This is a genomic window from Domibacillus enclensis, from assembly GCF_900156125.1.
GTDB lineage: Bacteria > Bacillota > Bacilli > Bacillales > Domibacillaceae > Domibacillus > Domibacillus enclensis.
On record NZ_FTLX01000008.1, the window covers coordinates 84816 to 107725 of the forward strand.

Annotated in this window: 28 protein-coding genes; 11 read left to right on the forward strand and 17 right to left on the reverse strand. The window is 46.3% G+C overall.

Translation table 11 applies throughout. From position 1 onward, the window contains the following. Window positions 1-137 precede the first annotated feature (137 nt). Entirely contained in the window at window positions 138-371 is a 234-nt protein-coding gene (locus tag BW952_RS15535; protein ID WP_045850605.1) for an IDEAL domain-containing protein, read from the forward strand. A 208-nt stretch (window positions 372-579) separates the two neighbouring features. Here the strand turns inward: BW952_RS15535 and BW952_RS15540 are convergent, their stop codons facing one another. Further along, on the reverse strand, window positions 580-2133 hold the full coding sequence (locus BW952_RS15540) for a fatty acid--CoA ligase family protein (RefSeq protein WP_045850604.1): 1554 nt from the start codon (window positions 2131-2133) through the stop codon (window positions 580-582). Window positions 2134-2221: 88 nt separating this feature from the next. Continuing rightward, window positions 2222-2956, reverse strand: a complete 735-nt coding sequence (locus BW952_RS15545) for an MBL fold metallo-hydrolase (RefSeq protein ID WP_045850603.1) — start codon at window positions 2954-2956, stop codon at window positions 2222-2224. Window positions 2957-3104: 148 nt separating this feature from the next. Here BW952_RS15545 and yhfH point away from each other — a divergent pair, with 148 nt between their 5' ends. After that, window positions 3105-3236 (forward strand): protein YhfH, encoded by a 132-nt coding sequence (gene yhfH, locus BW952_RS15550; protein WP_076496340.1) that lies wholly within the window; start codon window positions 3105-3107, stop codon window positions 3234-3236. 77 nt (window positions 3237-3313) lie between these two features. Here the strand turns inward: yhfH and BW952_RS15555 are convergent, their stop codons facing one another. From BW952_RS15555 to hemE, 8 genes are all read right to left on the reverse strand, one after another. Further along, the gene (locus tag BW952_RS15555) at window positions 3314-3766 is read right to left on the reverse strand and encodes a FixH family protein (RefSeq protein ID WP_045850602.1); all 453 of its coding nucleotides are present in this window, start codon (window positions 3764-3766) and stop codon (window positions 3314-3316) included. Window positions 3767-3769: 3 nt separating this feature from the next. Next, window positions 3770-5143 carry a sensor histidine kinase gene (locus BW952_RS15560; protein WP_045850601.1) on the reverse strand — a complete coding sequence of 458 codons (1374 nt, stop codon included), beginning with the start codon at window positions 5141-5143 and terminating at the stop codon, window positions 3770-3772. Beyond that, window positions 5140-5817, reverse strand: coding sequence for a response regulator transcription factor (locus tag BW952_RS15565; RefSeq protein ID WP_045850600.1), 678 nt, complete (start codon window positions 5815-5817; stop codon window positions 5140-5142). Before BW952_RS15565 ends, BW952_RS15560 begins: the two co-directional genes overlap by 4 nt. Window position 5818: 1 nt before the next feature. Continuing rightward, window positions 5819-6763, reverse strand: a complete 945-nt coding sequence (locus BW952_RS15570) for a YncE family protein (RefSeq protein WP_045850599.1) — start codon at window positions 6761-6763, stop codon at window positions 5819-5821. Between the two features lie 87 nt (window positions 6764-6850). Next, the gene (locus BW952_RS15575; protein WP_045850598.1) at window positions 6851-9133 is read right to left on the reverse strand and encodes a YhgE/Pip domain-containing protein; all 2283 of its coding nucleotides are present in this window, start codon (window positions 9131-9133) and stop codon (window positions 6851-6853) included. 63 nt (window positions 9134-9196) lie between these two features. Further along, on the reverse strand, window positions 9197-9769 hold the full coding sequence (locus BW952_RS15580) for a TetR/AcrR family transcriptional regulator (RefSeq protein ID WP_045850597.1): 573 nt from the start codon (window positions 9767-9769) through the stop codon (window positions 9197-9199). A 116-nt stretch (window positions 9770-9885) separates the two neighbouring features. Then, the gene (gene hemH, locus BW952_RS15585) at window positions 9886-10830 is read right to left on the reverse strand and encodes a ferrochelatase (RefSeq protein WP_045850596.1); all 945 of its coding nucleotides are present in this window, start codon (window positions 10828-10830) and stop codon (window positions 9886-9888) included. Between the two features lie 78 nt (window positions 10831-10908). Continuing rightward, on the reverse strand, window positions 10909-11940 hold the full coding sequence (gene hemE, locus BW952_RS15590) for a uroporphyrinogen decarboxylase (protein ID WP_045850595.1): 1032 nt from the start codon (window positions 11938-11940) through the stop codon (window positions 10909-10911). Between the two features lie 177 nt (window positions 11941-12117). Here hemE and BW952_RS15595 point away from each other — a divergent pair, with 177 nt between their 5' ends. Then, window positions 12118-12627: an antibiotic biosynthesis monooxygenase family protein gene (locus BW952_RS15595; RefSeq protein WP_045850594.1), complete on the forward strand. Its 510-nt coding sequence runs from the start codon at window positions 12118-12120 to the stop codon at window positions 12625-12627. Window positions 12628-12662: 35 nt separating this feature from the next. Further along, complete coding sequence (locus BW952_RS19260) at window positions 12663-12917, forward strand: hypothetical protein (RefSeq protein WP_139325453.1); 255 nt, start codon at window positions 12663-12665, stop codon at window positions 12915-12917. 417 nt (window positions 12918-13334) lie between these two features. Here BW952_RS19260 and BW952_RS15600 read toward each other — a convergent pair whose 3' ends face one another. Together BW952_RS15600 and BW952_RS15605 are read right to left on the reverse strand one after the other, a co-directional pair. After that, window positions 13335-14546, reverse strand: coding sequence for an ABC transporter permease (locus BW952_RS15600; RefSeq protein ID WP_045851326.1), 1212 nt, complete (start codon window positions 14544-14546; stop codon window positions 13335-13337). Continuing rightward, window positions 14543-15280, reverse strand: a complete 738-nt coding sequence (locus BW952_RS15605; protein WP_045851325.1) for an ABC transporter ATP-binding protein — start codon at window positions 15278-15280, stop codon at window positions 14543-14545. Before BW952_RS15605 ends, BW952_RS15600 begins: the two co-directional genes overlap by 4 nt. 126 nt (window positions 15281-15406) lie before the next feature. On the opposite strand from BW952_RS15605, the gene BW952_RS15610 reads away from it, so the two are divergent. Beyond that, window positions 15407-15817: an HIT family protein gene (locus tag BW952_RS15610; protein ID WP_045851324.1), complete on the forward strand. Its 411-nt coding sequence runs from the start codon at window positions 15407-15409 to the stop codon at window positions 15815-15817. On the opposite strand, the gene BW952_RS19525 is transcribed toward BW952_RS15610, so the two are convergent. Next, window positions 15808-15984 carry a hypothetical protein gene (locus BW952_RS19525; RefSeq protein WP_156149425.1) on the reverse strand — a complete coding sequence of 59 codons (177 nt, stop codon included), beginning with the start codon at window positions 15982-15984 and terminating at the stop codon, window positions 15808-15810. The two genes, BW952_RS15610 and BW952_RS19525, sit on opposite strands and share 10 nt — an antisense overlap. A gap of 101 nt (window positions 15985-16085) precedes the next feature. On the opposite strand from BW952_RS19525, the gene BW952_RS15615 reads away from it, so the two are divergent. From BW952_RS15615 to BW952_RS15630, 4 genes are all read left to right on the forward strand, one after another. Continuing rightward, window positions 16086-16457 carry a YtxH domain-containing protein gene (locus BW952_RS15615; RefSeq protein WP_045851323.1) on the forward strand — a complete coding sequence of 124 codons (372 nt, stop codon included), beginning with the start codon at window positions 16086-16088 and terminating at the stop codon, window positions 16455-16457. A 121-nt stretch (window positions 16458-16578) separates the two neighbouring features. Continuing rightward, entirely contained in the window at window positions 16579-17181 is a 603-nt protein-coding gene (locus tag BW952_RS15620) for an HTH-type transcriptional regulator Hpr (protein WP_269430739.1), read from the forward strand. Between the two features lie 121 nt (window positions 17182-17302). Continuing rightward, window positions 17303-17491: a hypothetical protein gene (locus BW952_RS15625; RefSeq protein ID WP_045851322.1), complete on the forward strand. Its 189-nt coding sequence runs from the start codon at window positions 17303-17305 to the stop codon at window positions 17489-17491. Window positions 17492-17597: 106 nt separating this feature from the next. Beyond that, on the forward strand, window positions 17598-18578 hold the full coding sequence (locus BW952_RS15630) for a peptidylprolyl isomerase (RefSeq protein WP_082084631.1): 981 nt from the start codon (window positions 17598-17600) through the stop codon (window positions 18576-18578). Between the two features lie 28 nt (window positions 18579-18606). Here BW952_RS15630 and yhaM read toward each other — a convergent pair whose 3' ends face one another. After that, entirely contained in the window at window positions 18607-19551 is a 945-nt protein-coding gene (yhaM, locus tag BW952_RS15635) for a 3'-5' exoribonuclease YhaM (RefSeq protein WP_045851321.1), read from the reverse strand. 153 nt (window positions 19552-19704) lie between these two features. Between yhaM and BW952_RS15640 the strand changes: the two genes are divergently transcribed. Further along, window positions 19705-19890 (forward strand): YhzD family protein, encoded by a 186-nt coding sequence (locus BW952_RS15640; protein WP_045851320.1) that lies wholly within the window; start codon window positions 19705-19707, stop codon window positions 19888-19890. A gap of 139 nt (window positions 19891-20029) precedes the next feature. Here the strand turns inward: BW952_RS15640 and BW952_RS15645 are convergent, their stop codons facing one another. The 3 genes from BW952_RS15645 to BW952_RS15655 form a co-directional block, all read right to left on the reverse strand. Then, window positions 20030-20806 (reverse strand): enoyl-CoA hydratase, encoded by a 777-nt coding sequence (locus BW952_RS15645; protein WP_045851319.1) that lies wholly within the window; start codon window positions 20804-20806, stop codon window positions 20030-20032. Between the two features lie 76 nt (window positions 20807-20882). Further along, on the reverse strand, window positions 20883-22022 hold the full coding sequence (locus BW952_RS15650) for a DUF445 domain-containing protein (protein ID WP_052698473.1): 1140 nt from the start codon (window positions 22020-22022) through the stop codon (window positions 20883-20885). A 129-nt stretch (window positions 22023-22151) separates the two neighbouring features. Further along, entirely contained in the window at window positions 22152-22415 is a 264-nt protein-coding gene (locus BW952_RS15655) for a metal-sensitive transcriptional regulator (protein ID WP_045851318.1), read from the reverse strand. A 270-nt stretch (window positions 22416-22685) separates the two neighbouring features. Between BW952_RS15655 and BW952_RS15660 the strand changes: the two genes are divergently transcribed. Beyond that, the gene (locus BW952_RS15660; RefSeq protein ID WP_045851317.1) at window positions 22686-22889 is read left to right on the forward strand and encodes an alpha/beta-type small acid-soluble spore protein; all 204 of its coding nucleotides are present in this window, start codon (window positions 22686-22688) and stop codon (window positions 22887-22889) included. Window positions 22890-22910: the final 21 nt, after the last annotated feature.

Here is a 22910-nt window from a genome sequence, read left to right on the forward strand (position 1 = left end):
CTTCATTATCTTACCATTTAGTCGTCATTTTGTCCTATTTTATTCAAAAAGATAGTTTTCGAAAAATTTAAAAATTTCTGTTGATTAGTTGTTTGAAATCCCATATAATAAAAAAAAGGTATCCGAGGTGATTAAAAATGGAAAACAATAATTATTTTGCCGAGATGATGAAGTCCCCGATGCCCCGTGAAACAGAAAAAACAGTAATGAGTGAGTTTATCGACAGCTTCCTTAGCGATATTTTATACAAAAAAGAAAAAGCAGCCTTGATGGAAAAGATTGATCTGTCACTTGACCAAGGCGACCGTACCGCTTTTCTTGCTTTATCTGATGAATTAAACCGTTTGGAGAAGGTCTATCACACATCATGAGAATTCCTTCTAACTGATTCCCCAAACGATGAAACCCCCTATTCACTTAATTTTAAAAAAGCCCCGTATCTAGTAGATACGGGCGCTTTTTGAGCGCATAATTCCCCTTTATTGAACCTATTTTCCCAGATCCATTACATATATCAAGCAGTTCCTGACGAGGGCAAGCCTTTCTTAACGCTCTGCCCTCGTCAGGTTATTTTGATTTTCAAGAGTTGTTTAAAAGTTGTTCTTTTAACGATCGTCTTAAAATTTTCCCTGTTGTATTTTTAGGCAATTCCTTCAAAAATTCAACAGATGCTGGAACCTTATAGGAAACAAGTCTTTCTTTGCAATAACGAAGCACGTCTTCTTTCGTTAAGGATTCTCCTTTTTGAACAACAAAGGCAAGAACGGCTTCTCCGTAATCAGGATCTGGAGCACCGAGGACAGCTGCTTCAATGATGTCATCATGCTCATACAGCACTTCCTCCACTTCGCGCGGATACACATTGTAGCCGCCCACAATGATCAAATCTTTTTTACGATCAACAATATAAAAGTACCCATCTTCATCCTGTCTGGCAAGATCTCCTGTGTAAAGCCAGCCGTCCCGAATCGCGGCAGCTGTTTCTTCCGGCATTTTATAATAACCTTTCATGACATTTGGTCCTCGAACAATAAGCTCACCTACCTGGCCGGTTTGAACGGCATCTCCTGCCTCGTCCACAATTCTGTTTTCCACATTGGAAATCGAACAGCCGATTGAGCCGGCCTTTCGCGGTTTATCGAGTGGATTAAAAGCTGTAACCGGACTTGCTTCGGACAAACCGTATCCTTCTGAAATCTGTACATTACATTTCTTTTCAAACTGTTCTAATAGAGAAACCGGCATGGAAGCGCCGCCTGAAATGCAAAGACGGACTGTCGAAAAATCAGCAGGGTCTGACTCCGGCAGTTGAAGCAAAAAGTTATACATTGTCGGAACGCCGGCAAAAATCGTCGCTTTTTTTTCTTTAGCCGCCTTAAATACCTCTTTCGGACTAAAAGCCGGCAATATAACCATCTCCGCTCCGCGAACAATGGGTGCATTTAAAGCCACGGTCAAACAGAAAACGTGAAACATTGGCAGCACCGTGATCATTCTGTCGGTACTTGAAATAGCCAAATAATCAGCAATGTCTCGTGCATTGGAAAAAATATTTTTATGTGTGAGCATCGCTCCTTTCGGCTTGCCTGTTGTGCCGGATGTGTACAAGATAACCGCTGTGTCTTCTTCATGAAGATCAGGGGCTGTAAATGGCTGAGGAAAGCCCACCATCTTGGAGAACGCTTTCATTTTTGTGTGAGGTGTTTCCTCAATCGGATGGTATGAGGCAGCACGTTCATCTCCCGATTCACATACAATATAATGAGCAAGAAGCGGCAGGTGCTCCTGGATGCTTTCGGCAAGGGGTACGAGCAAATCGAGCAGCACAACGGCTTTTACGTCTCCATTTTTTAATATATACGTGATTTCATTCGGTGTATAAACAGGGTTGACCGGGATCACGGTAATGCCAGCACGCATCGCTCCATATAAAGCGACAATAAAATGAGGAGAATTGCCCAAAAGAAGCGCGATATGATCTCCCTTCTGCAAGCCGAGCGACTGCAATGAAGCAGCAAAACGGGTAACGGATTCATTTAGTTCCCCATATGTAGCAGACGTTTCCAAAAAGGTATAAGCCGTTTTTTCTGCATATTCGATGGCGGTTTGCTCTAAAGCAAGTGATGCATTCATTGTTCCCATCCCCTTTTCAATAATGAATAACCATTCATTTTATTCTTTTTCATTATACAAGAGATGAAAAAAAGCCGCAACCAGCGGCTTAAAATCCGATTTCCATATTTTCCTTCGCAATCAAGACCGTACCGCTGAATTGTTCAGCTGCCTGCACTGCCAGCTGCTCTATTTCGCCAAAATGAGGCAGATGGGTCAGAACCAGTGTTTTCACCTCTGCTTTTTTGGCAAGAAGGCCGGCCTGCTCGGCGGTCATATGCCCGGCAGCTGTGGCATCCATTCCTTTATAAAAGTTACTTTCTGCAAGCAGAATGTCAGCTCCTTTTGCAAATGAGCTTAATTCTTCCTTATAGGCGGTATCAGCTGTATACACGATTGAATCTCCCCCTCCTTGTATTTTCATTGCGTAACAAGGGGCTGGATGATCGGTTTTAAAAAAAGAAATCGTGAGCGGACCGATCTGAAGATTTTCCGCCGGATTGTAGGCAATTCCTTTCGTGATGTGCTTATAGGAAAGCGCCTTAAATCCTTCTGCTTCCGTATGTCCATAAATGGGCAGCGGGTCTTTCCTTGTTTTATCGGTAAAAGAGTCAATCAGCAGTGCGTGCTGAAGGACGCCAATATCTGCAATATGATCCGCGTGATAGTGGGAAACAATCACCGCATCAAGCTCGGCAGGCTTCAAATGGTTTTGCAGCTTGGACAGGACAGCACTTCCACAGTCTACGAGCAGCTTAAATCCCTCGTGTTCGATTAGATAGCCGCTACTTGCTTCATTGGCTTTCGGAAATCCGTCCCAGCAGCCCAGTATCGTAACATTCATTATGTATACTTCCTTTCTTTTTCATCTATTGTATTCCCTTATTCCGAAAAAATAAAATAAATTTTCAGAATACGGTTGACTCGCTCACTCTGTTATAATACAATACATATAATAAATCAAACAGTTATATAACAAAGGAGAGAATAATATGCTTACAAATATCGTTGAATTTTTCAAAAACCTTCCGGCTAAACAATGTGCGAGCTGTGGAACACATTTAGAAGAGCAGCATGACTGCTACAGCAATACGTGCACAACTTGTGCGTCGAAGGATCTGTAAAAAGCGAAGATGTCCAATTCCAACAAAGCCCCCACCGGCGACGCCTTGTCCGGTGGGGGCTTTCTATTTGATCTGTGTTAATGATCCATTCCTTCCATATCATGATTCATTTCCTGCTTTTCTGATTCGGCTGGAATAACTGCATTTCCGACGGCAATCGATGATTTCGGCATCGTATGCATGCTCCGCGCAGTCACATGAACCTGAATCGTATAAACTGCTTCTTCACCAAAGGTCTTTTTCATCGTATACACACCATCTCCTTCAGAAGCAGCCTCGATCATTTCACTTTCTTCTTTTGAGCCTTCCTTCCACACTTCATACTTTACTTCATCTGCGTCATCCACCGGTGTTCCATCCTGCGTAATGGTCGTTGAAATAAGCACTTCCTCATTGACATCTACTTGATCAGGGACAGAGATCTCCGCCTGAACCGGTGTCGGTACTTTCTTTGCCGTTTCCTTTTGGCTGCAGGCAGCAAGCAGTGCGCCGGCTAGCAGCAGGATGAACCAAATGCTTTGTTTTCTCATTTCCTACTCTCCCTCTTCTGAAATCGCTGGCAGGATAACGGTAACCGTCGTTCCCAGCCCTTTTTTGCTTTTGATGACCAGTTCTCCCCCGTGACTCTCCACAATTTGTTTCACAATGGATAAGCCCAGTCCCGAGCCTCCATCGTTTCTCGTTCTGGCTTTGTTGACCCGGTAAAATTGATTTGTAATTTTAGGGATTTCTTCTTCAGGTATGCCAACTCCTGTATCACGCACCGTCCATCTGATCCTTTTTCTTTCTTGCTTTAATTCAATTTGAATAGGGCTGTTTTTTTCGGAATAACGTATGGCATTATCAAGCAAATTGGTCATCACTTGACTGAGCCTTCCTTCGTCCCCGTTCACAATCGTTTCTTCATCCAGGTCAAGCTGAAAATAAGGATGTTTCAGCCGGAACGTATCAACCGTCCGGTGAACAATTTCAGCCAGCGGAATCGGTGTTTTTTCGATCGTCATTTTATCCGCTTCCAGCCGAATTAAATGAAGCAAGTCATTCACGAGCCGCTCCATTCGGGTGGATTCACGGTGAATGATTTCAAGCTGCCGCTTTTGGTCCCCGATTCCTTTGATCGCCGCTTCACTGTATCCTTTTATATAACTGAGCGGCGTGCGGAGCTCATGGGAAACGGTTGCAATAAACGTCTTCCGCTGCTCATCTTCTTGCTCAATCGCTTCCGCCATTTCATTAAACGTCCGGGCAAGCTGGCCGAACTCGTCGTGGGACCCTTCCGGCACACGTGCTTTATAATCGCCTTTTGATAGCCGGACGGCCGCTTTTTTCATACTCTCAAGCGGTTTTACTACATACGCTGTCCATTTCATCCCTCCATACAGGAGAAGAACAATCAGGAGCACAGCGGACGCCGCCCAAAACATAATCAAGCTGGAGACAAGTTCATCAATGCGTTCAAGCGGAATGTATAAGTACACGATGCCCTTCAGCTGCTCACCGTCCAAAAGCGGATAGATAACGGAAATAATCTGCCGGTCAAACCGATCTGAATAACCGGTTTCTTCAATCATCTCGTTTTGAAGCAGCAGATCCCGCTCATGAGGTCCGATCAGTGTTTCGTAGTCTGCTTCATACGGTATGCAGGCAGCCAGCTCTCTCGGGTTATGAACGGCGAACGCTTCAAAGGTTGATTTTTCACTGAACCAGTTGACTCTGTCTATGAAGTCTGCCGTCAAATCGCCGCCTTCATAATCAGAGGCAATGCTTTTTGCGGAAGTGGCCAGCTCCGTTTTCACGCTTTCTACGTACAGTTTTTCATAAAGCATGTACGCAAGACCAAAAGCCGCTCCCACTGCAATGATGACAAACAGAAAAAGCGTCATCCATAGTTTCTTTCCGAATGTCATACGGCGCCATCCACGTACTTGTAGCCAATTCCCCACACGGTTTCAATCGAGCTGCCTTCATGCTTCAGTTTCATCCGCAACGTTTTTATATGTGTGTCGACGGTTCTTGTTCCACCGCTGTATTCCGTTCCCCACACGGTTTCGAGCAGCTCTTCCCGAGAAAAAATCCGCCCCCGGTTTTTAGCGAGCAAAACGAGCAGATCAAATTCCTTCATCGTCAGCTGCACAGTCGCGCCGTTTATTTTCACCGTTCTTGAATGGACGTCAATCGACATCGTCTGACAGCGAATCGATTCCCTATCCCCATCCGTTTTGCCGAACCGGCGGAGAACTGCTTGAATCCGTGCCGTCATTTCTCCCGGCGAAAATGGCTTGACGATATAATCGTCTCCTCCAATAGAAAAAGCGCGGACTTTGTCCCACTCCTCTCCTCTGGCTGTTAAAAAAATAATCGGGATGTCACTGTAGGAACGGATGGACTCACAAACAGCAAATCCGTCACGGTCGGGCATCATGATGTCGAGCAAAATCAAATCCGGCTGCACTTCCTTCAGCTGCTTCTCCGCTTCGTCACCACTTAATGCCAGACTCACCGTGTATCCTGCATTCTCCATATACATCGCCACTAAATCAAGCATGTCCTGTTCGTCATCCACAAGTAATAAATGAGGCATCCTACTCACCTTCTTTCACAAAAATCATAAACGGTCCTTTTCCAATTTCGACTGTTTTTGTTTTCTCAAGCGTTTCTTCCTTATGAAAAGATAACGTTCCGCTGTCATAACCGGCGGAAATAAGATGATTTCCAAACAGCGCTACGGCAAACGGATTCGCGGGCGCTTCTGTCTCGGCGATGCGCTTCCGGTCAGGATCGAAGGCATATAGCGTGCTCGACCCATGGCTCGCTGTATACATGTAGCCGTTTTTTTCCGCAAAGGCGATCGGCATAACCGGTGCATCCGCCGTTGCCGCGAGCGAGCCGGTTTCGAGTGAATACACATGAATAGTATCACTCGCTTCCGCTCCATACCCATGGCCGCCAACCCAGATTTCATTCGACAACTCCTTTACCGCAAGACCTGTTGATGAGGTTGGTATGGCGAATTCCCTTGTCACGTTATGTGTGTGAACATCAATTTCAGAAAGGACGGTATCCTGATAATTAATCACATACAGGTTTCCCGCGTGCTCAAGCATGGACATCGGATAACGCCCTGTTTTAGTGCTCTTTGTTTCAGTGCCGCTGCTGTTAAAAAAGTGAACTGCTCCATCTTTTTTCACAGAAAAAGCGATTTCGTTTGTTTCATCTATAAAGGAAGCAGCTGTTATCCCCGACGGAACGGTCCATTCCCCCGTCTTTTCTCCCGTTTTAATGGAGTACAGCACGGCGTGGTCAAGCTCCGATCCATATAGCAGAATGTTGTCATCAAACAAAACCCCGCCTGTATACAGCTCATCAAACGACCATTCAGCAAAAATGCTGCCTTGTGGATTGACGAACGTGAGACCCGGTTCCTTGATGGTTAACACAGCTGCAAACTCATCCGTTTTGACAGAATCAAAAGAGGGATGACCGCAGCCTGTCAGCAGCATAAACACTGTCACGATGATTTTTTTCAATCATTTCTCCCCTTCCCATTCCTTCTTTATTATAAAGAACGGGTGTGAAATAAGTGTGAAAACTTTTCAAAAAAGGCTTGCACATTCTTAGGCTGCCGCTATCTCCTCAGTCTGTTTTTTAAACTGACGGTGAAAATAAAAAGCCGTAACCGTTATATTGATGACAGCAAAGGCGGTCAGTACAGACGCGTTTTGCCACATAAAGGTGTAGTCGCCACTGGAAATAGCCGCTTTAAAGGCTTTAATCGAATAGGCCATTGGCAGGGCCGCGGTAAGATGCTGCAAGGCTTTCGGAATCAGCTCAAGTGGAAATGTGCCGCCGCTTGCCGTCAGCTGGCTGATGAGGATCAGTACAGCGATAAAACGGCCGGGATTGCCGAGAATCGTTGCGAGCATTTGAATAAGCGTCATAAAAGCGGCACTGGCGATCAAAGCGACGGCGAACAGACGCGGCACACTTTGCACCTCTAGCCCAAGGACGCTTAATAAAAAGAAGGTGGCAGCCGCCGCCTGCACCGCACCGACGAGCAAGAACACACCGAGTTTTCCTGCAAACCAGGCAAGACCGCTTTTCGGCTTGACGGCTGTTTCTTTTAAAGGGAATACGATCGTCAGCATGATCGCTCCGACGAACAACCCGAGAGACAGCATATACGGCGCCATGCCGGTACCGTAATTCGGCACCTCATGAAAGGCCTGCTCCGCCACTTCGACAGGCTCGGCGATCATCTCATACGTGCCGTCATCTCCTTTGACGTCCTTCGCGTCACCTGCCGCTTTTGACAACTCCGTCTGCAGGTCTTTCGTTCCTTTTTCCAGTTCACTTGATCCATCAGCCAGTTCGATTGAGCCGCCTGCAAGCTTTCCAGCCCCGTCTGATAATTGCTGGGAGCCGGACGCAAGCTCCGTTAAGCCGGCAGACAGGTCATCCGCGCCTTTCGTAAGCGTTCCGGCTCCTGTTGTGGCTTCAGCCGTTTTTTCATTAAGTTGATTTAAGCCCGATACGAGTGTTTCCTCCCCTGATTGAAGTTTAGCAGCGCCATCATACAGACTCCCCGCACCCGTTTCAAGTTCATTCAGTCCTGACTTCAGCTGCTCCTGGCCTGCTTGAATGCTTGCAAGGCCCGCTGAAAGTTCACTCAATTTGTCACCCATCGTGCCGGAAACGGCTTTGTTCAGCTCATTCGCTCCCGCTTCGATTTGGCCGCTTCCTGCTTTTAGCTCTTCAAATCCTGTCGTGATTCCTGTGTTTAATGCTTGCTGCTGTGAGGCCATTTCCGTTTGCAGCTCTGTCATCTGTTCTTCCGTCATCACCTGTGACAAAATAGGCATCAGCTGATCCATTTGCGCTGCTTGTGCACTGGTAATTTGTGCTGTAAGCTCTGCTTCAAACTGCTCCATGCCTTTTGTTAGCTCGCTTGTACCCTTAGCAATCGCTGCGGTTCCATCCCCCAAAGCCGGAATTTGCTTTTGAAATTCATCCACTCCCGCTTTAGCTGCTGCGGTTCCCTCAATCAGCTTTGGCATATTGGCATTCGCTGAAGACAGCCCGCCTTGAAGCGCTTCTGCACCCGTTACGAGCTGACCGGTTCCAGCTTGAAGATCTTTGCCCCCGTCCAACAGCTTTGACTGGCCTTCTTGCAGCTGTCCAAGTCCTTGTGACAAAGCCGCCGCCCCACTCGCTACATCTTTTGATCCAGCACTGGCCTGCTCAATTCCTGATGAAAATGAAACCGAGCTGTCCGCTAACGCTTCAAGATTTTTCTTTAACTCAGCCGTTCCATCTTTGATTTTCAAGGCGCCTTCATCCAGCTTTCCTGCCCCATCTCCCGCTTCTGCGTAGCCGTCGCCCATTTTCCGAATCGTATCAAACATCGTTTCAGCGTATGTTTTTGTCACATCGCGTTGAATCGAAGACCGGATTTCCTTTATTGCCGACTGGCCAATTTGCGAAGAAACAAAATTGAAGCTTTCATTCGGTGTATAGATGAGCTCAAGCTTTTGAGGCTGATCGTTCATCAAGGTGGTCGCATTTTCGGAAAAGTTCTCCGGTATTTCAATCATCATATAATATTCCTGCTGCTTTAATCCATCTAACGCTGCCTGCTTGTCGACGATATGAAAGTCAAAGTCTTTACTCGTTTCGAGTTCCTTTTGCAATTCATCTCCAATCGCCAGTTTTTCGCCTTCGAATTGGGCGCCTTTATCGCTGTTCACAACAGCAACCGGCAGTTCATCCAGCTTTCCGTACGGGTCCCAAAATGCCCATAAGAATACACCCGAATAAAGCAGCGGAATCAGCATAATTGCCGCAAGCGAAATAAGGAGTATTTTATTTTTAGTAATTTCTTTTAATTCCTGGATAAACATATCTTTTCCTCCATATTGACTAATTCGTTCATTTGGTCATTTTTATTTAAAAAAGAAAGACCCTCACAGGGCCAGTCCCTTAAATATATACAGTTCAAATAACTTTGCAATTTCTTCCTTTGTTAGCGGCCGTCCACGCCGTTCCCAGTCTACAACAAGTGTCACGTATAGCCTCAGCATAATAAACGCCGCGATTTCAGGATCTGTTTGCTGAATTTCTTTCCGGTCCATTGCCTGTCTGGCTTGCACTGCAATGTAGCTGACGATCGCGTCCTCCATCTTCCTCAATGCTTCAGCTACAGCCGGTGTGCCCATTTCTTTTTCTTCTTGAAACAGCTTCACAGCAAGCTGATGTTTTGTCCGGAATTCCAGCATTGCAAACAAAGATCGGTGAACATTCTCATAAAAGGACGAATCGGACTGAATCACTTCCTCTGCTGACTCCTTCATTTCTTGAATGAGTGTCCGCAAAATTTCTTCAAAAAGCTCTTCTTTGTTTTTAAAAAACGTATAAATGGTTCCTTTGCCCACATTGGCGAGCTTCGCCACTTGATCCATTGTGGTGGCCTTGTAGCCAAAAAGTGTAAAAGATTTTGTCGCTGCCTCTACCACATCTTTTTTCCGGTCTGTTGACATTTCATCACTCCTGAATGACCAAAATAACAATTCGGTCAAATCGTTCTAAAGATGATTCTATGCCCGCTCTTTCGTTTTGTCAATGAAAAATCCCGCCAGATTGACGGGATTTGGTGTTACAGCTTGCCTTCTTGCTTTAAATGCTTTATAACGACGTCACCAAGCGCCTCGATAAATTCAGGGCGCGCATTTGGCATTGACGGGCGGTAGTAGCCCACACCGATGTCGTCAGTCACTACTTTACATTCGTAGTCGTTATCAAACAGCACTTCGAGGTGGTCAGCGACAAAACCGGCTGGCACGTACATAAACGCTTTGTAGCCATTTTGCTCATACAGCTCCCGTGTTAAATCCTGAACATCCGGTCCAATCCACGGCTCCGGTGTATTTCCTGCGCTTTGCCAGCCGACTGCATAATTCTCAACACCGGCTGCTCCTGCTACTAAATCAGCTGTTTCTTTTAGCTGCTGCGGATACGGATCGCCCGCCGCAATAATTTTTTCCGGCAAGCTGTGGGCAGACACGATCAGCATGAAGTGCTGCTTCTCTTCTTCTGTCATCGTCTGAACCGTTGCTTTTATTTGATCTGCCCAATATTGAATGAACTTCGGCTCATGGTACCAGCTTTCAATGGATGTAATCGCCGGTCCGTCAATTTTAGCGGATTCCTCTGCCGCGCGTCCGTTGTAGGACTTTACGCTGAACGTGGAGAAATGCGGTGCCAGAACGATGGAGACAGCTTCTTCAATGCCGTCCTGCTTCATTTGATGAACCGCATCTTCGATAAATGGCTCAATATGCTTTAAGCCAATGTACAGCTTAAATTCAATTTCCTGCTGCATTTTGTTTAAAAAGTCAGTCAGGCCCTGCGCCTGCTCTTCGGTAATTTTAGCCAGCGGCGAAATGCCGCCAATCGCTTCATACCGGCTTCGCAAATCTTCCAGTGCCTCCTCCGACGGCTTGCGGCCACGGCGGATGTGTGTGTAATACCGTTCAATATCTTCTTCCTTGTAAGGCGTTCCATATGCCATTACAAGCAAACCCATTGTTTTTTTTGACATGCTTACCCCACCTCGTTTATTTCACTGCTTCATTTCACATTGTGTCATGAATGAAGAAACTCTTCAAAACTGAATGTTTTATTTGGCTGTATATTCGTGAACAAAGGCTGTCAGCCGCTTGAGCGTATCCGGGTTCACTTCCGGGAACACACCGTGGCCAAGATTGAAAATATGGCCTGGCGACGCCATTCCCTGATCAAGAATCGCTTTAGTCCGCTCTTCAATCACGTCCCACGGGGCCAGAAGAATCGACGGATCAAGATTTCCCTGAAGCGTCTTCGTCAAGCCCAGTTCACGCGCTTCTGAAATTTGCATACGCCAGTCCAGTCCGACAACATCAAGCGGCAGGTCATGCCAGTCCTTCGCTAAGTGGCTTGCACCGACACCAAACATAATGAGCGGCACATTTTCAGCGCGCAGCTCCGTGAAAATCCGTTCCATGACGGGCTTTATGAACACACGGTAGTCGGCCACGTTTAATGCGCCAACCCACGAATCAAATAGTTGAATCGCTTTTGCGCCGGCTTTTACTTGCGCATGGACATATGTAATCGTCATCTCAGCCAGTTTGTCCATTAAGGTAAACCATGCTTTTGGCTCCGCATACATAAACGCTTTTGTTTTATTGTAGTTTTTCGACGGCCCGCCTTCAATCATGTAGCTCGCCAATGTAAACGGCGCGCCGGCAAACCCGATTAACGGAACATTTAATTGCTCTTCTGTTAACAGGCGGATCGTTTCCAGCACGTATGGAACATCGCTTTCCGGATCAATTTCCCCGAGCTTCTCAACGTCCTGCACGGAACGGAGCGGATTATCAATAACAGGGCCAATGCCTGACTTGATTTCAACGTCTACACCGATCGCTGGAAGCGGCGTCATAATGTCCTTATATAAAATAGCCGCATCTACATTGTACTGCTCAACCGGCAGCCGGGTCACATATGCGCAGATTTCCGGCTGGTGGGTAATGTCGAACAAGGAATACTGCTCCTTCAGCTTCCGGTATTCCGGCTGTGAGCGGCCAGCCTGACGCATAAACCAGACCGGTGTATGATCCGTTTTTTCTCCTCGCGCCGCTTTTAAAAATGTATCGTTCAAATGCCTCATATAAATTGAGTGCCACCTTTCAACTTTGACAGTTTAGAATCACTATTGATTATTATAGCTTACCGCCCTGCACTTTTCACTAAAAGGATGCGTTGTTCGAAAATTTGCCAAACAGATGTGTTGAAATTGGAAAGTCGGGTACAGAAATAGATATACTATTAGTTGAGGTGATGGAAAATGAACTTTTATATGACAACCGGCACATTCGATTTCTTAAAAACCATTCAGCAAAAGCACAGCAATGAAGGAATGGTGCTGATGGACAGTCCTGAAGGGGCAGCGCTTCTTCATGAAACGGAGAACAAAACGGTTTTTGCTTCGCCGCGCAAATATGAGGTTGTGGATGCCTCCGGCGAAATCGCAAGCCGCGGCTATGTGGTGTTAAATAACATTCCAGTCACAGAGGAAGGGCGGCCGTTATTCGAGCACCGTTTTAAAAACCGGGCAGGCGCGATTGAAAACGAGCCGGGCTTTCTTTCGATTCGCGTGCTGCGTCCGCTTGATTCCGACACGTATGTAATCTTCACTCAGTGGGAAAATGCCAAAGCATTTGAAAACTGGAAGTCCTCACAGGCATACAGCGAAGCACATAAAAAGCGCGGAACAGAAGAAGGGCTCGACAAAAAGCCCCATATTTTCTCAGGCGCTTCTTACCTGTCCACTTATACCGTGCCCGAAGAAAAATAAACCAAGAGGCTGAAACATAACAACGAGGGCAGCCAGTGATTCTGAAAAATTCAGTAGCTGAAAGGCTTGATTCTTCTTTTTTCTGGAAAAGCACACACTGGGGCTCCGGGCTGCCGGCTTCGCTTTCCTACTGGGCGAACGCTGAACCAGCCCAAAAAGCGTGGCTGTTTCACCCTGTCCGCTCGTCCAGTGGGAGTCTTCGCCAGCTTCCCTCCGCCCGTTGTCTTTCTAATGAGCCAAGGAGGAGAAAAGTGCTTGAAAAGGGCTTGTTTTCAGTAGTTAACGAGTAGATGTATAAGCAGAAGCTACTCTCTTTTTTTCATGAAATGGAAGGAAAGAACAGCTTGTTTTTTCCTGTTCATGACGCTCTTGTTTTGGGTTTTATCAACTGCTTTCCCTCCCCACTAAGGGCGGCTGGCGCAGGACGAAGACTCGGGAGGGATCAGCGGGGAAGGTGAGATCCACTTTTGGAGCGAAGCGACAAAAGTTAGCTCACCGCCCGCCCCTCCGAACGCGAAGTCTTGCAGAAGCCGCTCGAACTGTGTTGGCACAAGCCCGGTCTCTAAAGGGCTCATCATCTTCAAAATCAAAAAAAAGCCGAACGCATGCGGTATTTCGCACGACCGTTCGGCTTCCCCTTCTATTCAAAACCTTCTGCCCTAAGCTCATCAATGAAAACCAGCTTATTGACTCATTTGTTTTGACTATTATGAAAAACCATGCAGTTTTTTTAATCTCGCTGGCGCGTAGATCCAGACGAAGAAAAGCGTAAAGGCGATTGAGGCGGACAAGACAAGGGCAGCAGCCAGCATGCCAGATGATAGAGCCGCCGCGCCGAATACGACCGATTCAATCAACAGGACACGCAGCAACAACTGCTGAACAGCCCTTTGCTTCCCGCTTTCTCCCTCCGGATACAGCTGCGGCCACATCACATAACCGTGACGGACGGCAATCGGCAGGAGCTGAAAACCGGTTAAATAAAGGAAAAGCAGTGCCACGATCAGCTGAACCGGCAGCAGCGCACTAAAAGCAATGATCAGTGCCCCGATAACGGTCAGCCGTACATACAGCCCGATATATTCGTTCATGCGGACAAACGTACGGGACAGCAAGTACGTATATGTGCCCTTTTGCGAGCCCGGCAGCAAACCGTCCAGCCAGGCCCGCCGCTTCACCGTTCCACGCAAATGAGGAACGTCCGTGAACATATTTGCAAGACGGTAAAAAGCCGCCATTCTTTTTTCTTCAAGCGCCGCAAGCAGTTCCCACTTTAACGGCCTGTTTCCGATGCGCCCCATATAAAAAATCCAGAAGATCATAAACAGGACCGCTATTCCCGCTAACACATACTCTGACGAAAAGACCGCAAACAAAAAAGCGATGTTCAGCAGCATCCGTACTCCCATGTCAGCCGTTCTCACGTCATTAGACGGCACATTCAGCGCTTCAAGACGGCAAAACAAGTTCCATAGCTTTGCGGCCAAGGCGGCAACTAAAAACAGAAAAAACGGCCCAAATCCGGTTCCTTCCGCTTTTGCGTACATCGGCATTGCAAACGCGACCAGCGCAACAATCACATAGCTTTGCGCCAGAAAGCTTGTCCATACCGCTTTTTGAAAATAAGGCTTTAATTCACTTTCAAGCGGCAGCAAATATACTGTATCCGGCTGCTTGATGTATGTATACACCGGACTCCATGCCAGAATGACGCCTAGAACAATCGCCATAATGAGCGGTGCCGGAAAGCCGGCTTCAATCGTTTCCACCCAGCCGCTGTAATAAAAAAGCAGCGCACCCATGGCAAAGATCAAAACAAACAGCAGATGGTCATTCAGCATGTACCTGGTATACTTGCGGATTTCGGTGTAATACGCCGCTGCACGTTCCTTAAACAACGCATTCGCTGAAAACTTCATCGTACCGCTTCCTTTGTCAGTTCCACATAAATGTCATCAAGCGCCGCATCCGGCATTTGAAATTGCTGGCGCAGCTCCTTCATCGTCCCTTTTGCCCGCACACGCCCTTCATGTAAGATCACAAACGAATCGCAGTACCTTTCAGCTGTTGCCAAAATATGCGTTGACATTAAAATCCCAGCGCCGCTTTCTTTCATTTTATTCATTAAATCCAGCAAGGAACGGATACCGAGCGGGTCCAGACCGACAAAAGGCTCATCAATAATATACAAGGACGGCTCCGTTAAAAAAGCCCCCATAATCATGACCTTTTGCTTCATTCCTTTGGAAAAATGAGCGGGAAACCACTTCATTTTGGCATCCAAGCGGAATTCTTTTAAAAGCGGACCGATGCGCTGTTCGTAATCATGCTCAGATAGACCATACGCCGTTGCGGTTAGCCGCATGTGCTCTTCAAGTGTCAGCTCATCGTAAAGAACTGGCGTTTCCGGGACAAATGAAAATTTTCGGCGGTAGTCAGACGGATGCTCCTCAAGCGACAGCCCATCAATGGCCACTCTCCCCTTCACCGGCTCCATCAAGCCAATGATGTGCTTGATCGCGGTGCTTTTTCCGGCACCGTTTAAGCCGATCAACCCAACCAGCTGGCCTTTTTCCACTTCAAATGATACGTCATGCAAAACCGGCTTTCGTGTATAGCCGCCGGTGACATTCTCCACTGTTAATAATGACATGCTTAAACGTCCTTTCTTCTCAATCGTTACACGTATCATATCAAAATTATGCCCTTTCTACATAGTTCCCTGCATCCGGAATCTATGCTACACTTTTGTTACTATCATCCAAAAGGAGTGCTGACTATGGAGCATTGCATTTTTTGCAAAATTACAAACGGAGAGATTCCATCCGCTAAAGTGTACGAGGATGAGCACGTCTACGCTTTTTTAGACATCAGCCAGGTGACAAAGGGCCATACGCTTGTGATTCCGAAAATACATAAAGAAAACATCTTTGAACTGGACGCAGAGATGGCCGGTCCTCTGTTCCAATCTGTTAAAAAAGTGGCCGATGCGCTGCAGTCTGCTTTTTCGCCAAAAGGGCTCAATTTGTTGAATAACAATGGCGAAACAGCCGGACAAACCGTTTTTCATTACCACATTCATTTAATTCCCCGCTACGGGTCAGAGGACGGCTTTCACCCTGTATTCAAGGAAAATAGTGAGAAGCTGGTTCTTGCAGACATTTCAGCTGCGATTCAATCTCATATGTAAGAAAGAAGAACGGCTGCTGCGATGGAAAGGACACTCATAAAGCCGAGCTGGCCTGCCCGCTTTCGCAAAATATAATTCTCGCTTTTCCGGGCTTCTTTCATGTGATACAGCGTGCTCGTAAACAAAATAAAGCCGCCAGACAACAGGGCAAAAATAATTCCATGCATACAATCGACTCCTTTTAAACGTTTGTGCCGTTCCTTTTTCGGGAACGATATCATATATATGTATGCAGCTATTAAACACGAATGACTAATGAGGTGGAAAAATGAATAAAAAAGCTCTTTTTACAGGGGTTGCAGCCGGTATTGCTGCTGGAGCGGCAGCCGCTCTCTTGAACGCTCCTTCCAGCGGGCGCACGACGCGGGCCAATCTGAAGGACAAGCAAGTATCAGCTAAGCTCACAGCCATGGAAATAAAGGATAACGCAGGGCAGGTAAAGGAATCGGTGAAGCGGCTGGTTGAAACAGCAAAACAGGACGTCCCTGATAAAGTAAATAGTATTAAAGTGAATGCCGCACTCTGGAAGGAAAGCATTGAACCGAATGTTCAAACCTTAAAAAAAGAAGTCACCAACATTCAAAAAACAGTTGAAGATCTGCAGGAGGCATTGCCACAGCCGCCTTCATCCAATAAATAGAAAGGGATCTCTCCCTTTCTATTTATTTTATTTTTCAGCGAATTCAAAAAATTTATCATTTCCTCTTTCTATTTTTTTATTTTATTGGCATAATATAAATCAATGAAACAATAGATTTGAGGTGGAAAAGATCAGCAAAGCAAATGAAACAACATCCAATCATCAATATACGATGAAAGAAGCCTTTATGTTCAGCCAGCGTATGGCCCAGCTTTCAAAAGCGTTATGGAAAGCGGTAGAAAAGGACTGGCAGCGCTGGATTAAGCCGTACGACTTGAACATAAACGAGCACCATATTTTATGGATTGCCCATCACCTAAAAGGAGCTTCTATCTCCGATGTCGCCAATTTCGGCGTCATGCACGTCTCCACTGCGTTCAACTTTTCCAAAAAGCTTGAAGAGCGCGGCCTTCTCACCTTTTCCAAAAGAGAAGATGATAAACGGAATACGTATATCGAAATCACCGAAGCAGGCGAAAATTTGATTTTCGACTTGATGAAGGACTACGATCCGGAATCAAACCTTGTCTTTTCAGGCAGCGAGCCGCTTCGAGAGCTTTTCGGGAAATTTCCTGATCTTGCTGAATTAATGGCCATTATTAAAAATATTTACGGCGATGATTTTATGGAGATATTTGAAAAATCCATTCATAATATCGAACATGATTTTGATGAAGAGGACCGGGAATTAAAACGCTCTGCAACCACTCCAACATCCGGGTAAGCTCGCTGCCTGCCGGATGTTTTTTTATTGTGTCAGTCTATAGATGGAACAGGTTCTATTTTCAATTTTTTCGACATTTTGTTATAGTTAACTGTACAAGGCTAACAGAGGGGGGCAGCACATGGCGGCATTAATCGTTACTTTTATCATTTTCTCCGTCTTTATTTTGTATCACATAAATCGGATGACCAATTTATTATGCATTCAAAAAGAGATTCCAGAAGAGCGTCATGAAAAAATATTCAGAACCGTAAACATTTTAATCGTTATTTTGCTTTCGACGTCCTACATTGAAATATTGTACGTATAGGCCCGCTCTCTTTCAGGAGATGGGTCTTTTCTTTTCCCAAGCCTGTAACTGTGCTATAGTTGTTTGTGGAACTTGGATTAAATGAACATAGGGAGTTGTTTTTTGAATGAAGAAATGGGCATTGCCATTATCGCTTGCAGCGGGTGTACTTGCACTTTCAGGCTGTGGCGACAGTGAAGGAAACGTCATCGCCACTTCAAAAGCAGGCGACGTAACAGATATGGAACTATACGCGGAAATGAAGGACAAATACGGTCCGCAAATGGAGCAGGCCCTGCAGGAGCTTATGCAGAAAAAAGTGCTCTCTGACAAATATGAAGTAAGCGATGAAGAATTGGATAAAGAAGTGGAAACGGCCAAAGAACAGCTGGGCGACCAGTATGAAATGTTCCTGGCACAATACGGCCTCGATGAAGATGGCTTTAAGGAATTTTTAAAGCTTGAGCTTCTTCGTGAAAAAGCAGCGCTTGCCGATGTGGAAGTAACGGATGCAGAAGTACAGGAATATTACGATGCATGGCAGCCGGATATTAACGTCAGCCACATTCTTGTAGAAGACGAAGCGAAAGCAAAAGAAATCAAGCAGCAGTTAGCGGATGGCGGCGACTTTGCCGAATTGGCGAAAGAAAATTCAACAGATCCTGGCTCAGCTGAAAACGGTGGTAGCCTTGGCTGGATCGATAATGCCGGCCGTGCCCAGTTCGTTCCCGAGTTTACGGAAGCGCTTGGCACATTAAAGGTGAACGAAGTAAGCGAGCCGATCAAATCCGATTACGGCTACCACATCATTAAAATTACCGAGCAAAAAGAAAAAGGCTCCTTTGAAGACTTGAAGGACCAAATGACAGAAGAATTAAAGAAAACAAAAGTGGATTCAACGGCTTTGCAAACAAAGCTGGATGAAGAAATGGAAGCAGCTGACGTGAAAGTCGAAGATGAAGACTTTAAAGGTGCGTTTGAATCAGAAGAAACAGCCCCAGCTGAAGGTACAGAAACAGCTCCAACTGAAGGAGAAGCAACAGAAGAACCAGCAGCAGAACCGGCTGCGGAAGATGATGCAGCTGCAACAGAAGAAGAAGCAAAGTAAAAAAAGCACCCGCGATGGGTGCTTTTTTTCACTTCGAAAAGCGAGGCTTGTAAAAAGAGCGATTGTCGAGCGGAAAAATTCGCTCGGAAAATTCGCCCGGCTTGGTTCGGTCCAGTGCACGGTCAAGCATATTCATTTTGGCGTCAAGATTATCAATGTAGTGCAGCATTTCCGCTTCTTTGATCATCGGCGGCTTTGGACTGCCCCATTCTGCTTTGCCATGATGCGATAAAACGATGTGCTGAAGAACCATCACTTCTTCTCCTTCGATGCCGAGCTCCTTTGCCATCTGGCCAATTTCATTCACCATAATGGAAATGTGGCCGATCAAATTGCCTTCTGCTGTATAGGTGGTCGCAATCGGTCCGGACAGCTCGGTTACTTTTCCGAGATCGTGCAAAATTACGCCCGCATACAGCAGGTCACGGTCAAGTGACGGATATAAATCAGCAATGGATTTCGCCAGCTGCAGCATGGAAACAACATGATACGCAAGCCCTGAGACGAACTCATGGTGATTCTTCGTGGCAGCCGGATACTCTAAAAACGGCTGATGATACTTTTTCAAAAGCGCACGGGTAATGCGCTGAATATGCGGATTCTGCATTTCAAAAATAAACTGCGTAATGGTTTCTGTCATTTCCTCCTGGCTTAACGGAGCGGTTTCCACAAAATCACCTGCATCCATGCCGTCTTGAGCAGAGGCTGGCCGGATCTGGCGAAGCTTCAGCTGCATCCGCCCCCGGTAATTTTGAATTTCTCCTGCCACTTTGACAATCGTTTCCGGCGCGTACATCTTCACCGTTTCTTCTTTTGCATCCCACAGCTTTGCTTCAATTTCACCGCTTGTATCCTGAAGCATCAGCGTCAAATAGGGATTCCCATTCACTGCTGTGCTTTTCACAGCGGAACGGATCATTAAAAAACAGTCTACACTTTCACCTGCTTCATATTGCGTAATGCCTTTTTCCATTGTCTTATTCCCTCCGTCCACTCATTCTTTCCTTTTATTATACCATAGATCATACGTTCTTTCCCTTTGATATGGCTTTTTTCTTTCTTCATCATTGTATACAATAATAATACGATCGAAAAAGTGCAAGTTCATTTAATGGAGGGATACGGCATGAGAACCTACAAGCTGACGATTTTTGAAAAAAACGGAGACAAACAGCTCGACCAGTCCTTCACTGCTCTGACAGATGAAGAAGCAAAAACAGTGGGACAGCGACTTTTGCAGGAGCATGCCAGTGAAGAAAAAACATACCGCTGCACTTCTCCGGAAGGAAAGCTGCTGCTTTTTCATGCTTGAGAAAACAAGCTGAGCGCATGCCTCTTTTACGGAACAATAATGAAAAATAAGGCGCAATTCCAGGGGAATTGCGCCTTATTCCCAGGAATTGCGCTATCAGCCGGAGCAGTCCGTTTTGAGAGCGTATTCAAAACTGTTTTTACTGCTGGTTGAATACCGGCTTTCGTTTCTCTAAAAACGCGCGCACTCCTTCTTGATGATCCGTACTTTCTCTCATTTTCTGCTGGCCCTGCTTTTCAAGCTCTAATGTTTTCAACAGCTGCGGCCGGTGCAGGTCTGCCATAATTTTTTTCGTTTTGATCATCGCCTGAATCGGCTTTTGCTGTAATTCCTTTAATAGATAAGCCACTTCCTGCTGCACAGCATCCGGTGAAACAGAACGGTCTACAAGCCCCATTTCCGCCGCCTCTGCCCCGCTTATCACTTTCCCATCCCATATGACCTTCTTGGCTTTAACCGCTCCTAAACGGCGCTCCAGCATGAAATGACCACCGCCGTCCGGGATCAGCCCGATGCCGATGAAATTCATGGCAAGCTTTGAGTCGGTTTCGCATAAAACAAAGTCAGCCGCAAGCGCGATGCTCAGTCCGAGTCCGGCTGCTGCGCCATGAATAGCAGCAATCGTCAGCTTTGGCATCGAATAGAAATACAAGGCGATGTCCGTTATGGTGTCCATCACAGTATGAAATTGCGCTTCGTCCATGGCCGACATCATTTCTTTAATATCGCCGCCTGCTGAAAAAACAGGCCCTTCCCCGGTCATGACTACAATGTTTACATCATCATCTCGGCTGACTTCCTTCAAGCAGCAGCTTAATTCCTGCATCATTTCCATATTCAAGGCATTCATGGCATGCGGCCGGTTTAATCGAATCGTTGCCGTTTCTTTCTCGATTGAACAGTGCACATAATTCATCTTAATCGCCTCCTCTTCTTTATCATACAAAAACTGAACGATTATTCATAGCGTGAGCTAAAAAAACGGCGCTTCCTTAAACAGGAAACGCCATCACAAGCAATGCTTGAAAAACGCCAATGATTCCGCCAAGCAAAGCGCCAAGCAATGTAATCATTTTCAGCTCGCGGTGTGTAATATCGAGAACAATCATTTCCAACCGCTCTGTGGAAAAAGCTTCAATCTGACGCCGGACAATGTCTGCAATCTTCAACTTTTCCATCATGGAAGGAATTCGCTTCGCCACCTTGGCAATGCCTTTATCCGTTAATTCCGGAATGAGCGTCGATACCACTTTTTCTTCGAATGGTTTTGCGTAGGCGGAAATCGGCTGATTCAACACCGTTTCCAGATCGAGCTGGCCTGCGACGAATGTTTTCGCCCGCTGAATGGCTTTTTCATCAGACAGCTGTTCAAGCACGTCGGACCATTTCCATTCGGTCACTTTCTCCCATTCGTTTTTCAACAGCGTATCAAGTAAATCCTTTGTTCCCGGACTCGTTAAAAATTTAACAATTTCCGGCCGGATTTTATCCTCAAGCGACGTATTGCCGAGCACCATTTGAATCATGCTGCCAAACTTGCCCCATTCGGCCAGGAAATCGTCCGTCATGCGTTTGACGCGGTACCGGCCTTCTTCACTTGAAAAATAATCGGCCCCTTTGGTTAAAATATAAGAGGAGATCTCCGGAATTTTTGCTTCTGCCCGGTCAAGCCACTCGGCCGGCAGCGATTCCTTCACGGTTTGATCTACATAGTATTCTTTAATCGCCGTGTATTTATGATCAATCCATTCATTTAGCCTGGCTTCCATTTGAGCACCGGCATCAGGGAAGTGCATTTTTTTCAGCATATCAGCGACCGTTATGTCCGCATAGATCAGCTTTTTCGCCTCTATCTTCAAAACGGCTTCAATCTCTCCGCGAAATTCAGGCTCATTCAGCTTTTCTTCAATGCTTTCTGCTGTCAGCAAGTGCTCATCGACAATTTTTCCGACCTGTTTGGCAAGCTCCGATTTACGCTTTGGAATTAAACCAGGCGTAAAGGGCACGCGCCACTTTCCAATGTAACGGGCAGTATGCGGTCTGAAAAGCATCCGAATCGCCACAGCGTTTGTTACACCGCCGATCACGGCCCCGATCACACCCATAAATAAAATCAGCCAAAAGATATTCAACGTGTTTTCCACCTTTCGTTCATAAGAAAAACGATGCCAATTCCAGGCGGAAGCGGCATCGCGTGACCGTATTCCCGCTTCAGCTTTCCTAAGCGGGGAAAAGAATCCTCCGCTTGTGGAAGATTCAGGTTATCTGCTTTTCACAATCATATTGACCGCTTCTTGAATGGCATCGTCCGCGTTCTGGCCGCTTTCATGTGCGTCACGAATGCAGGATTCCAGGTTTTGTGCCACGATCAATCCGATAGAGCGATCTACGGCGGAACGGATGGCGGATAGCTGTGTGACAACATCACGGCAATCTTTTTCATCCTCCACCATTTTTATGACTCCGCGCACTTGTCCTTCAATGCGGCTGAGCCGGTTTTTCACATCGCGGTTATACGTCTTCATTCTAATCTCTCCGTTCTAATCTCCTTTTGCACTTCAACCAACTTCATTTGCGTATAAATAGTATAGCATATCGACTAAAAAAACGCTTGTCACAGCCGATGCCACTGGAGGAAACAACTACCTGCACGCTCACAGGCATAAAGAGGGGCGTTCAATCCATACTAGTAACACAATCACATCGGGTCTTATCCGGCAGCCCGGACGGTCTTGATCGCGGCGGTGCAACTCCGTCAGTACCCGGCCAATTAAACTAAGGGAGATGAACAAGTTATGCCAAACAACAACAGCTCAAACCAGCTAGTCGCACCGGGAGCACAGCAAGCCATCGACCAAATGAAATATGAAATCGCTTCTGAATTCGGCGTTCAGCTAGGTGCAGATGCAACGTCACGCGCCAACGGTTCAGTGGGCGGCGAAATCACGAAGCGTCTTGTTCAAATGGCCGAGCAGCAATTAAGCGGCTACCAGAAATAATTCATTGATGGAAGGGAACCC